Raw genomic sequence first — 12,716 nt, 5'->3', positions numbered from 1 at the left:
AGATAGCATTTGGTAGAAAAAATAATTACGCTTGAAAATGTTTCCCTTCCTGATTTTCTCGGACTCGAAAATCAAAATATCAAAAGAGTTGCTGAGGCATTCCCCAAAAGCAAGGTTGTAAGTAGGGGCAATGAAATTAAAATTCAGGGTTCACCCCCGGAAATAATTAAGATCAATGATATTATCAATTCGCTGATACAGCATTATCATCAATACGGTAAAATCACCGAAGATAGTATTCAGGATTATATAAGAAATGACATTGAGAAACTCGACAACCTGAAACACCTCAAAGAGGAAGTGCTAATTTATGGAACCAGGGGTGTTGTGATTAAGCCCAAAACCCGCAATCAGGTAAACCTGGTAAAAAATGTTAAAGAAAATGATGTAGTATTTGCCCTTGGACCTGCAGGAACAGGGAAAACCTATATTTCCGTAGCGCTGGCAGTCAGGGCGCTGAAAAATAAGGAAATAAAGAAAATCATTATTACAAGACCGGCAGTGGAAGCGGGAGAAAATCTTGGTTTTCTGCCAGGTGATCTCAAAGAAAAGATTGATCCCTACCTTAGGCCCATTTACGATGCGCTCGATGACATGATACCGGCTGAAAAGCTTCTTTATTATCAGGAACGAAGAATTATAGAAATAGCTCCTTTGGCTTATATGAGGGGAAGAACCCTTAACAATGCATTTGTACTATTAGATGAAGCCCAAAATACCACGCCCATGCAAATGAAGATGTTTTTGACACGGATGGGTCCAAATTCAAAAATGATAATTAACGGTGACCAGTCTCAGCTGGATCTTCCCAGAAACCAAAAATCAGGTTTAAAGGAGGCCTTGAATATATTGGGTAAAACTGAAGGAATTGGTTTTGTGCACCTTGATGAAGAAGATGTGACGCGTCATAAATTAGTGAAATCCATTATAAGAGCTTATGACAAGCAGAGTAAAAAAGAAGATTAGTATTTTCATTTTTGCTCTAAGCCTATTTGGGTATTCCTATGGGCAAAAATGTGCTACAACTTACAGAGATTCTATTGCCCTACAAACTAATCCGGATTATCTCAAACAAAGAATTGAAAGAATAGCTAGATCCACTACGGCAGAAAAGTTAAGCGATGGGCTTAAGCATACGCTTTTGTATATTCCTACAGTCGTACATGTCATTCACACATCGGAGGCGGGAATTATCTCAGATGACCCTAATATTGGAAATATTTCCAAAGAACAGATTATGTCTCAGATCGAAGTTCTCAACCAGGACTATAGAAGAAAATTTGGCAGCCCGGGTTTTAATGATTTGCCCGAAGGTGCAGACATGGAAATAGAATTTTGCATGGCGAAACTTGACCCACAGGGGCAAGCAACGGATGGGATTACCAGACATTACAGAGCTAAAGATGAATACGATGCGGGCGCTGATGACGGAGAAATAAAAGGAATTGTCCATTGGCCTGCCGATCAATATATGAATGTTTATGTTGTGCCACGATTGAGCGATAATTTTCTCGGTTATGCGAGTTTTCCCGAGGATCCCAGGGAAACAGACGGAATAGTCATGTCAAACAGGTATTTCGGAAATCGCACAGGTACTTCAATCGATGCATTTGCATTTCCTTATAATCGCGGAAGAACCATGACCCATGAAGTTGGGCATTGGCTCGGTCTGGTGCACATTTGGGGAGATGGAAATTGTGCTGTGGATGACGGTTGCGATGATACTCCGGATTCAGATGCGGGTAATTTTGGATGCGATACTACACATGAATCCTGTGGAAGCCCGGATATGGTTCGAAATTACATGGACTATTCCGATGATCATTGTTTTAATATTTTCACTCAATGTCAAAAACTTTTAACCCGAAATATATTTGATGCCAACCTGCCCAATAACAGAAGTTCATTTTTGCTTTCAAGTTTAACAGGTTCCATCAATTGTGATCTCGGACAGGATACCACAGACAATAACCCAATCAGGGAAAATGTAAAAATTGGGACCGTCGATCAGGTGGAAGGCCGATATCTGATCTTTAATCTCGACCCGGGAACAGATTACAAAATCACGATTTTTAACCTGCAGGGAAAACGGCTTGAAGATGCATTCATACGCTCAAATGCATTTGGAGAAATTCAGTTTGCTCTGAGTGCAGAAAGAAGAGGGATATATATTATGAAAATCCATTATAAAAATGGAGATACCCAGCGTTTCAAAATTTATGGACCTTTAAAACCATGATAGAAGTAATACAGACTTCAATGGACAGCCCGGACTATCAATTCTGTCTTGAAATCCGCAAGAAAGTTTTTGTTGATGAACAAAAAGTGGCCTTGGAAGATGAGGTAGATGAATTTGAGAAAGAGGCACGACATTTTTTGGCCAGATACAATGATCAAGCCGTCGGAGCCGCGCGTTGGCGAGAATTGGAGAATTACATTAAACTCGAACGTTTTGCCGTTTTAAAGGAATTCAGAAATAAAAAAATTGGATCTGCCCTTGTTGAATCCGTTTTGAAGGATATAGAAGAAATCATTAAAAAACCTGCAAAATTACTTTTGCATTCTCAACTCGATGCCATTCCGCTTTATCTCAAATTTGGCTTTGAAATCGAAGGAGAAATTTTTGAGGAATGCGGCATTCTACATAAAACCATGACAAGAATGTTATGATTTCGGGCTTTGCCTGGATGCCTTTTCCCATACTCAGGTATGTCCTGTTTTTTATTTTGGGAATAGTAAGTTCAGAGTACTTTCCCGGCATCCCAAATGAGTTAATTATCCTGTCTTTGGCAGGACTAGCAATCTTCACTTTCCTTCTAAACTTTCTAAAAATTCAGCCTTTATCACTTTTGTTAAAAGGAATTGGATTTTTAGCCTTGTTATTTCTTTTTGGAATTTTCATTCAAAAATATTCAAGCCGATATATTTCAGATAATCAAAGGATTACAGAAGTTCTAAGTGCTGAGGGAATATCCGGAATTATCATTTCGGAGTCCAAAGAAACAGCCAAAACCACCAGATATCTTTTAAGAGTAGAACAAATTAAAAAAGGTGATAAAACCATCGATGTTAATTTCAAAACCTTACTGTATCTCAAGAAATCCGATGTTAGAAAAATGCTTGAATACGGTGACCTGGTTTACATAAATAATTCACCAAAAAGAATTGTAGGTCCAAAAAATCCGGAAAGCTTTGATTATGCATCATTTATGCGGAGAAAGGGCTTCCTATTTCAGGTATTTACAGAGAGCAGCGATGTGCTAATTTTAGAAAAGGACAAAGGCAGTCCGATTATTAAAATGGCATTAAAAATTAGAAATTATTTTCAATTCGTACTTAAGGATAACATTTCAAATCCGGATAATTTGCATGTAGCACAGGCATTAATTTTAGGTCAGAAAGATGATCTGCCAAATGAAGTAAGAGAAGCCTTTGCCGATGCCGGCGCGATTCATGTTTTAGCAGTTTCGGGTCTGCATGTAGGTATAATATATCAGATTCTTATTTACCTCTTGTCATTTTTAAACAAGCTTAAATACGGCAGACAAGGCTTATTTTTTATTACAGTCACTGTACTTTTTGCCTATGCTGCCATTACAGGTTTTTCACCTTCAGTGAGCAGGGCAGTCATTATGTTTTCAACCCTTGCTTTATCAAAATTAATTAACAGGCGATCCGACATTTACAATAACCTAGCCCTGGCCGCATTTATTATTCTGATCATAGATCCAATGATGATTTTTGATTTGGGATTTCAGCTGTCATTTCTAGCGGTATTCAGCATAGTTTTCTTTTATCCTTATTTTACAAATCGAGTAGAATTCAGCAATTCGATGCTGGATAAAATGTATAAGTTGAGCGCGGTTTCGCTTGCAGCACAAATAGGAACTGTGCCAATCACGCTCTATTATTTTCATCAGTTTCCCAATCTTTTTATACTCAGTAATTTTATTGTAATTCCATTCGCCGGCATCATTTTAAGTTTGGGGATTGCCTTGCTTGCTTTTCATTTTCTGGTATTTATTAAAAGCATAATCGCCTATGTACTCGATTTGAGTATTTCGATTTTGAATAAGTCCGTCTTTATCATTCAGGAATTGCCCTATTCAGTATCAAAAGCTCTTTATTTTGATCAATGGCAGTTTGTTATAAGCCTATTAATTCTGACATCCTTTGTTCTAATCCTAAGATATCGCCAAAAGCGATTTGCCTATTTACTCTTAATCTTTATCAGCTGTTTTGGAGGCTATCAGTGGTATTTGAACTACCTTTTTTCCAATCAAAAGGAAATGATTTTGTTTAGTGAAAAAGACAATGATTTTGTGGCTCTGGTCAATGGCAAAAATCTTCAAATAGATATTGACACAGATCAAATGGAACAAAGTAATTTCTGGAAATACAGTCTCTCCGCCTATTCCAGAGAAAAAGGAATTGAAAAAATAACTTCGCCCCAATCGGATTTTTTTAAGGCCATGTCATCCTATGATTGCTGGTTTTACGATGATTTGATTCTTGTTAAGCCCAAAAAAAAGATTGAATTCTCAAAAGATGTAGATTATTTAATAATCGATTCATTAAATGCAAAAATGGTACTTCAATCCAATTTTAATCCTATTAAAGGTTTTATTTTAGGTAATAATATTCCTTACTTTATTAGATTGAAGATAATTAAGGAATTGAAAGAAAAGAATAAGGCCTTTCACGATCTCAGGTCGGAGGGCGCGCTTGTACTAAAATAAAATGATCACTACTACTACGTCTGACCGGATAGGTATATTGACTTTGAACCGTCCTGAAAAAAGAAATGCACTCAGTGCAGATATGGTTTCTCATATAAAAAATGGTTTAAACCAACTATTAGAGGACGATAAGGTAAAAGTCATCATATTAAAAGCAAAGGGTGAGGCATTTTGCGCCGGTGCTGATCTTGCATATCTAAAGGAGCTTCGAAATAATTCATTTGAAGAAAATCTTGCTGATTCTCAGCATCTGAGAGGTTTATTTCAAATGATTTATGATTCCCCAAAAATGGTTATTGCGCAGGTAGAAGGTCCGGCAATTGCTGGTGGTGCGGGGCTTGCAAGCATTTGTGATTTTGTATTTGCGGTTCCGGAAATGAAAATGGCATATACAGAAGTGAGGATAGGATTTGTACCCGCCCTTGTAATGGTTTTTCTTTTGAGAAAAATTGGCGAGGGGAGAGCCAGGCATCTTTTGCTTTCCGGTGAGATGATCGATGCGGAAAAGGCTCTAAAATGGGGAATTATCAATGATATAATTGATAAAAATGAAATTGACAATAAAGTCATGGAATTTGCATCAAAACTTGTCAATAAAAATGCCGGTAGCTCAATGGCGATGACAAAAGCAATGATTGCAAAAATTTCCGGTATGAATTTGAATGAAGCCCTGGACTTCGCCGCAGCTCAAAATGCAAAAGCGAGGGAAAATGAAGATTGTAAAAAAGGTATATCCGCATTTCTCAATAAGGAAAAAATCTCATGGTAAAATCTTTCAAATTATTTAACATATTGCTTTCATCAGCTTTTCTCCTCTTGCTTTATTCAGATAATTTAATCGCGCAGGTCCTCGAGGGAGAATATACCAATCTGGTGGACAGAAAAGGTACAGTAAAAGCAGAATACAAAATTATAGATGAAGACACCGTATTTGACGGGACATTTCATTTTGTCATTAAGCAGGATTTAAAGGATGGGCATCGCTTTATAAAAGAAACCTATATAGGCCAGTATAAAAATGGCTTTAAAACAGGAAAATGGGAATACGACCAATTGGATTTAAGCTACAGCGTTCAGGATATTGAAAACGAAGAAATTAGAATGATTTATTGGGGTAAAAAAGAAATCACCGATGCCAAATATGTAAAAGGTGTCCCCGAAGGCTTGTGGAGTTATGCATTTTATCATATAGACTCAGCCGGCGATCAAAGTGTTGAAAAAGTAGGTTCTCTGCGTTTTCAAAATGGAAAACCTTTTGGTGATTTTGCTTTTAAAAGTTTGAAATCACCACGATACGAATTGGATGGAAAATTTGATTCACTTGGGAGACTGGACGGCTATTGGGAATTGCACTATTTTACCGATAGTATCGAGATTCAGGAGACAAGAAATTACAATGATGGATTTTTATTAACGCTAATTCGAAAAAATAAAAAAACAGGTGAAATAATGGATTCCCTTGTGTATGAAGAGGTGATTAATAAACTCAGCACCGGGATTGTCAGTAAAGCCAGTGAAAATTTCGATGTTCTTTTCGATGATGGATTTTTATTGGAATCGCCTTATCTCAAACAACAAAAAAGTGGAAATGAACTCCTAAAAGTAGCTTATAAAGCCTTTTTATGGGCAGATTTGGGTAGAGGGGCACTAGAAGGATCCAGGCATGATTTCAATCCGGGAACAGGCCGTTTCGAGTATGATTTACCAAAATCCTTTCTCAAAAATCTAAATGAAATGAGGGAAGATCTCAATGGAATTATCGAAAGATCGGATGAGATGCTCGATGACCCCAAATTCTATATCAATTTTCACCTGAGTGAACTCCTTTCAAAATCAGAGGCGATTCTGAGGTATGAAAAAGAAAAAGCGCAGGGGATTTTAGAATTGGTTAATTCAAGAGCCGATTCCCTTTATGAGCACATTGACCGCGAGGTCTATTTCTCAAATATTTATAATAAATACATCGATCAAGTTGACACTATTTATTACGAATATGACGGTGAGACCAGAAGTATTCTATTGGATGAACGAACAGATAAAGACCTTTCTCCTTTTTACAAATTGGAAGATGCCATTTCCATATTAAACGACAGAAGTGAGAAAGCCATGGTTGATATTCGTTCGGAATTTGAAAAAATACTTCAACAACAAAGACTTACTGCATTGGAGCAGGATATTCAATTCAGTTCCAGAAAAATCGAAAACAGTTACACCGAAAAAGGACAAGGCCTGAGCAATGAAATTTATCAAAACTCAATTAAACCATGGACCTCCAACATCATGCAGCAATACGCAAGCATTAATGAAATGGATAAAAGGGAAATGGAGGGAAGATTTATTTTGGGAGTGCTTGAAGATTTGAAAGAGTTAAAGTCTAGAATTGACAGTATTGAATATATGGAAAGTGAAATTGATTCTGCCTATACGGAGTATGTGTTTGATCCTTATACCTATAGCCAAAATATTAAAAAGCGTTTGAAGAAAAGACTTTATGATGCAGCAGCCATCAGTTATTACAATCACCTAAAGTCAGAGTTAATAAATGAAAACCACGCCGAGGAAATTTCAAAACATGTGGAAGAAATAGAAACATTACAACAAAGACTCATGGAACTCGCAAGAGAGAATACAAGGAGCCTTGAAAAAAAGCTTAAAAAGACAACAGATCATAAGGACATTAAAAAATTGTTGGAACTCGAGGAATGAGGCAGATTTTACTAATAGCAGTATTAATTTCAATCCTGAATTGTGGATTGTCTTATGGGGACAGTGGTGAAGACAGATCGCTTCCTCCTAGGGAGATTTTCCATGAAACCGGAATTTGGTATGGCTTATATACCAAGTACATGATTGCCAACAAGCTATTCTATTATGGAGAATACCATGTAAGACGTACCGAGTGGAATACGCACATGAATAAATTGTACCTGCGATTTGGTCTGGCGTATTTGATTAACCCTAGTTTGGAAATTACAGCCGGTTTTGTCAATCCCTATTCTTGGTATCAGGTTGAGAGTAGAGAACTGGAAGACCGTGTTGTACCCGAATTCAGATTTTGGCAACAGTTTTTATTTGTACAGGAAGTAGGAAGGTTAAAACTGTATCACCAATTCAGATTTGAAGAACGATGGAAACGGGATCATTTTAAAGGTGAACCCTATCATTTTTCCCAACGCTACAGATATAAGTTTACAATTTACACGCCATTGAATCATAATCATATCCAAAACAAAACTGTATTTCTCGCTCAAAATGCAGAAATTTTTATTCAGTCGGGTCAAAAAGTAATTTACAACAACCTGGAGGAAATCCGGGTCTTCAATGGTATCGGTTATTTGCTAAATAACAACTGGCAGTTTCAATTGGGTTATGCCTGGCACTATGCTCAAAAACCTGAAGGGCATAAATTTCGCCATCAGGATATCATAAGAATGTCGGTGTACCACAATATGGATTTAAGAAGGAACAAAGGTCCAAACCTCCATTAAAAATTATTATTTCGACTTACGCAGTTTTAATACTATCAGCGATTTTATACTGATGCAGGTATCTCCTGATTGGTCTTTGCCTTCAACAGTATGCCATCGGGAAAATTTTCCATCTTTAAATAGTTCTTCCATGGCTTCAGAAATTTCTTTTTCACTTATTTTGTATTTGAACAGAATGCTTGTAGAGGCGGGCTTATGATACTCTACTTCAGCCTTTTTTAGCCAGGCCTCTGTATTAATGTCCTGCTGATGAAGGCATTGCCAATACAATAGTGCTGGATATGGATCTGCAGCACTGTACAAAGTACCTCCAAAAATACTGCCTTGAAGATTTTTATTTAGGATGGATTTTTTGATTTTGATATCTACTTCCCGAAAATCATCACTTAACTTGGAAATTACGATTCGGTTTAGAAGATTAGGTGGATATAAATTCATAAACCACCTTGCAGCCCAGGGTTTGAGTTTCATAAATCTATTCTAAAATGTAAAGAAAAGATAAAGAAAAATCAGAATCCATATTCCTGCCATATAATGCCAGAAAAGAAACAATACCTCAAGACGTGTTTTCTCATATGGATTTGTAAAAAACACCAATTCCTGTACATTGTCCTTAGTTTTTCTCCCAATGACAGCGAATGAATAAATCAAAAATGCGAAACCGATCAAAAGGTGAAGCATGTGTAAACCCGTAAGTACGTACATAAAGGAAGAGGAAGGGTGACCATCAAAAAATAAACCTCTGTTGTACATCTCAATCCATGAATAGCATTGAAAAGAAAGAAAAAGCGCTGAGAGCACAATCGTCAGCCCGAGGTATTTTAATAAACTTTTGGTGTTTTCTGATTTTAAAGATTGTTCTGCCCTAAATGCTGTAAATGAAGCATAAAGTATCAAAAAGGTACTAATCAAAAATGATTTCGGAAGATTGAATACCTGTCCGTCTGTGTGCTTATGCAATACAGAAAAGGCAATTAATAAAAAGGTGAAAATTAAAAAACTTCCCAGAGCACCCAAAAACAATAACATCTTATAAGGGTGTATTCTTTCGATGGTATCTAATGAAAGTTTCTTATCTTTTTGAATAGTATTTTTTTTGTTCATTTATCTCAAAACGATTAAATGCCAAAATCATTTTACAAGTTAAGTCTCTTAATTTTATTTTTCATCATTTATGAAAATTGTCATGGACAGGAATATCTTGTTTTTGATAAACCCGGTCTGGTAAAAAGAGTTCGTTTTTACCCAAATGACAATTTAGTATTTAAGGCAAATAACTCCCGATCTTTTATTAAGGATAGAATAGTAGATTTTAACGATAATACGATATTATTTGAAAATACGCTAGCAATCAATGTTGACTCGATTCAATACATTAGGGTTAAGAGCAATACTACTTTTTCAAAGTTCAGATCAGTGCTATCAAGTGTGATGATCACCGGAGGTGCAGGTTATTTGATTATTGACTCTTTTAATAACGGCATAAATAACAGCGACATTTTGGATCAAAAAAGTATAAATGCGAGTGCGATACTGGTAATTGCCGGCTTTATCATCAAACCCTGGAAACACAGAAAACATAAAATAAGAAACAATAAACGTCTTTATATCATTAATATGGATAAAGGATTGGATTTATAAATTAAAAAATGGAAAATTTTACTTCTTACAACCCAACAAAAATCGAATTTGGTAAAGGCTGTGTATCCAAATTGGGAGATGATGCCTCAAGCTATGGAAATAAGGCTTTAATACTTATAGGAAAAGGATCAGTAAAGAAAAACGGTGTTTTGGATCAGGTAGTGGGTGCTTTAAAAAATGCGGGAATAAGCTATGAAATATTTGAAGGCGTTAAATCCAATCCCGAATTTGAAACCGCAGATAAAGCGACTACTGTGGCCAAAGAAGCAGGATGTCAAATGATTATACCCGTAGGAGGCGGATCAGTTATTGATACAGCCAAAGCAGTAGCCATGGGCTTTTACAGAGATCATAGTATTTGGGATTTTTATGTTAAAAAAGCTGAGGTACCAACAAAAGCCCTGCCGATTATCTCAGTTCTGACATTGGCAGCAACCGGAACTGAAATGAATCAATTTACGGTCATTCAAAATACGAGAGAAGGTAGAAAATACGGCTTTGGAAGCCCATTATTGTATCCAAAAACATCCTATTTGGACCCTGAATTTACCAAATCAGTACCTACGGATTATACGGCATTTGGAATTTCTGACCTGATCGCTCATACACTGGAACAATATTTTGATCCATCCGATGCACCCCTTAGTGACGCCATCGCCAGCGATATAATTTCACAGGCTATCAGATATGGACTAGAATTAAAGGACAATCCACATGATTACGATGCCAGGGCTAATATCATGTGGTTGGCAACCATGGCGCTAAACGGAACTTTAAGGCAAGGCAAAAAAGGAGGCGATTGGGGTGTGCATGGTTTTGAGCACAGTTTGAGTGTGCTTTATGATATCGCCCACGGCGCGGGTCTTTCAATAGTTTATCCGGCCTGGATGAAAGTATTTTTCGATGATAATTCAAAAAAACTGCAATATTTATCCGAGAGAGTGTTTGGCTCTGCCGATCCCAAAGTATTTATTGATGGCCTGGAAGATTTTTTTAAAACCATTGGAACACCGGTAAGACTAAAAGAGGCTGGGATCCAGGAAAATGCCAGGCAGAAAATTGTTGAAAATCTAAAAAAGAACAAGGTCAACGGTGCTTTTTTTAAGATGAACGATGATATCTACAACAGCTTGCTCGACAAGATGTGGGAGAATTAATTAATCCTTCTAAACGTCAGATTAATTCTCGGTGCCTGAACTTTCCTGCTTTTCGCAATGCTGTGCTGCCAATTGTGTTGGGTTTCCCCTTTCATTATTAGCAAAGAACCATTGATCAAATTGATCTTAAATGGTCGTGTTTCAATGGTCTTTTTCGGCCGGAATTTAAAGTCACGCGCGGCTCCAATACTCAGTGAAGCTATACAGGGATTCTTCCCGAGTTCTTTTTCATCGTCGCTGTGCCAGCCCATGCTATCATTACCATCGCGATAATAATTGAGCAAAACAAGATTAAAATCAGCTTCGGCTAAGACTTCTACTTTTTGTTTAATCGACAATAAATAATCAGGCCATGGGGCTGTTTTTTGGGTTAATCCCGAATAGGTATATTTCACACCGGCGTCTGCATAAACGGCGGTTAAGCGGGGTTGTTTATGCCATTTACCAAATATTTGTATCTCATCCTGATTCCAGGAACTTGAATTTAATATCTGATCTAATAGCTTAAGTGCTTCAGATTCAGACAAAAAATTAGGGTGAAGAAGCAATTCTCCACCCTTAATATTAAAAGTTTGCATATCCAATCTTATGCCGCTGCCATTTCTCTTGAGGAATTAGTTACGGGTTTTTTTATTTCTACTTTTTCTTTCTCCTCCTGCATCTCTTTTACAGTTTTTCTTGAGCCATCTGGGCTCCATCCGGGAGGGCCGAAAACATACATAAATTTTTCCTTCCAGTTTTTAGTGCTCTTTACATCATTCCAAATGTCACGGTACTCATGCGATACAATAACCAATGGATTGTAAGATTGAGGTGGATGCAATACACCAAATTTTATTTCCTGATTGTCATCCAAAACTTTATGCGTCCCAAAAATTTTATCGAAAATGTTTAAATACCCACCGTGATTTTTATCGAGGTAATCAATATTGGAAGAATGATGCACCTGATGCTGTTTATGAGTATTCATGAATTTTTCCAAAAACCCGAGATAAGGAACAAATTTTGAGTGCAATTGAAATTGCCATAGCGACTGTATGGCAAGGCAGGTCATCACCATTATTGGATGAAATCCCAGCGCCGGCAACCACAACCAGAATAGCGGTTTGTAAAACAAGGTCACCCAACCATTTCTTATTGCCGTTCCAAGATTAAAATTATCAGAGGAGTGATGAACGATATGCGCTGCCCAAAGTACTCTGATTTCATGACTCAATCGATGATGCCAGTAGTAATTGAAATCATCAAAAAACTGACAGATGAGGAACATATACCATTCAAAACCAAAAGATGCATAACCTAGAATATTTTTGTACCAACCAGTGGCCGGGTCGTAAACATTAAATAATTCATATACCGCAAAAAAAAGAAAAAAGGCCCATGCTTTTGATGCTACTGAAAGTATAGTTGCTCCTAGGCCCATCGATGTGCTCGCCGCGAAATCCTTCCATTGGTACAATTCTTTATCGTACTTTAAACTGAAAATGATTTCTGTAATAATCAGGACTCCAAAGGCGATGCCACCCCAGGGCATCAGAATTCCTTGGCTGTAATCAGGGATGTCTACCATTTTAAATTCGCTTTCACAATTCTACAAGCCGCAAATATATGAATTCAGATTTTTTCATTTGAATTATTTAATTATTAAGAATTAATATAAAGTCAGAATCGTGAAATTTTCGATGATTTTA

At 36.9% G+C, this 12,716-nt stretch carries 13 protein-coding genes; 9 read left to right on the top strand and 4 right to left on the bottom strand.

The window, feature by feature from the left end; translation table 11 throughout:
- Nucleotides 1-9: 9 nt before the first annotated feature.
- The 7 genes from HZR84_06120 to HZR84_06090 all read left to right on the top strand — a co-directional run bounded on the left by HZR84_06120 (nucleotide 10) and on the right by HZR84_06090 (nucleotide 8,227).
- Nucleotides 10-966, top strand: a complete 957-nt coding sequence (locus HZR84_06120) for a PhoH family protein (protein QNL21527.1) — start codon at nucleotides 10-12, stop codon at nucleotides 964-966.
- A complete protein-coding gene (locus HZR84_06115) occupies nucleotides 938-2,239 on the top strand; it encodes a T9SS type A sorting domain-containing protein (GenBank protein QNL21526.1) in 1,302 nt (433 codons plus the stop codon). Before HZR84_06120 ends, HZR84_06115 begins: the two co-directional genes overlap by 29 nt.
- On the top strand, nucleotides 2,236-2,670 hold the full coding sequence (locus HZR84_06110) for a GNAT family N-acetyltransferase (GenBank protein QNL21525.1): 435 nt from the start codon (nucleotides 2,236-2,238) through the stop codon (nucleotides 2,668-2,670). The genes HZR84_06115 and HZR84_06110 overlap by 4 nt, the downstream gene beginning before the upstream one ends.
- Before the next feature lie 116 nt (nucleotides 2,671-2,786).
- Complete coding sequence (locus HZR84_06105; GenBank protein ID QNL21524.1) at nucleotides 2,787-4,739, top strand: ComEC family competence protein; 1,953 nt, start codon at nucleotides 2,787-2,789, stop codon at nucleotides 4,737-4,739.
- Nucleotide 4,740: 1 nt separating this feature from the next.
- On the top strand, nucleotides 4,741-5,508 hold the full coding sequence (locus tag HZR84_06100) for an enoyl-CoA hydratase/isomerase family protein (GenBank protein ID QNL21523.1): 768 nt from the start codon (nucleotides 4,741-4,743) through the stop codon (nucleotides 5,506-5,508).
- Nucleotides 5,502-7,445, top strand: coding sequence for a hypothetical protein (locus HZR84_06095; GenBank protein QNL21522.1), 1,944 nt, complete (start codon nucleotides 5,502-5,504; stop codon nucleotides 7,443-7,445). The genes HZR84_06100 and HZR84_06095 overlap by 7 nt, the downstream gene beginning before the upstream one ends.
- A complete protein-coding gene (locus HZR84_06090; GenBank protein QNL21521.1) occupies nucleotides 7,442-8,227 on the top strand; it encodes a DUF2490 domain-containing protein in 786 nt (261 codons plus the stop codon). The genes HZR84_06095 and HZR84_06090 overlap by 4 nt, the downstream gene beginning before the upstream one ends.
- A 6-nt stretch (nucleotides 8,228-8,233) precedes the next feature.
- Here the strand turns inward: HZR84_06090 and HZR84_06085 are convergent, their stop codons facing one another.
- Nucleotides 8,234-8,698 (bottom strand): YiiD C-terminal domain-containing protein, encoded by a 465-nt coding sequence (locus HZR84_06085; GenBank protein QNL21520.1) that lies wholly within the window; start codon nucleotides 8,696-8,698, stop codon nucleotides 8,234-8,236.
- Between the two features lie 9 nt (nucleotides 8,699-8,707).
- Entirely contained in the window at nucleotides 8,708-9,331 is a 624-nt protein-coding gene (locus tag HZR84_06080) for a cytochrome c oxidase subunit 3 (protein QNL21519.1), read from the bottom strand.
- 18 nt (nucleotides 9,332-9,349) lie between these two features.
- Here HZR84_06080 and HZR84_06075 point away from each other — a divergent pair, with 18 nt between their 5' ends.
- Together HZR84_06075 and HZR84_06070 are read left to right on the top strand one after the other, a co-directional pair.
- Entirely contained in the window at nucleotides 9,350-9,868 is a 519-nt protein-coding gene (locus HZR84_06075) for a hypothetical protein (GenBank protein QNL21518.1), read from the top strand.
- A gap of 8 nt (nucleotides 9,869-9,876) precedes the next feature.
- On the top strand, nucleotides 9,877-11,025 hold the full coding sequence (locus HZR84_06070; GenBank protein ID QNL21517.1) for an iron-containing alcohol dehydrogenase: 1,149 nt from the start codon (nucleotides 9,877-9,879) through the stop codon (nucleotides 11,023-11,025).
- Here HZR84_06070 and HZR84_06065 read toward each other — a convergent pair.
- Together HZR84_06065 and HZR84_06060 are read right to left on the bottom strand one after the other, a co-directional pair.
- Entirely contained in the window at nucleotides 11,022-11,603 is a 582-nt protein-coding gene (locus HZR84_06065) for an alpha-ketoglutarate-dependent dioxygenase AlkB (protein ID QNL21516.1), read from the bottom strand. The two genes, HZR84_06070 and HZR84_06065, sit on opposite strands and share 4 nt — an antisense overlap.
- A gap of 8 nt (nucleotides 11,604-11,611) precedes the next feature.
- Nucleotides 11,612-12,559, bottom strand: a complete 948-nt coding sequence (locus HZR84_06060) for a sterol desaturase family protein (protein ID QNL23204.1) — start codon at nucleotides 12,557-12,559, stop codon at nucleotides 11,612-11,614.
- Between the last annotated feature and the right edge of the window lie 157 nt (nucleotides 12,560-12,716).

Origin of the sequence: Hyphobacterium sp. CCMP332, from assembly GCA_014323545.1 — a bacterium.
Lineage (GTDB): Bacteria > Bacteroidota > Bacteroidia > Cytophagales > CCMP332 > CCMP332.
Note: the sequence above shows the minus strand (reverse complement) of the source record. Positions and strands in the feature narration are given on the sequence as shown.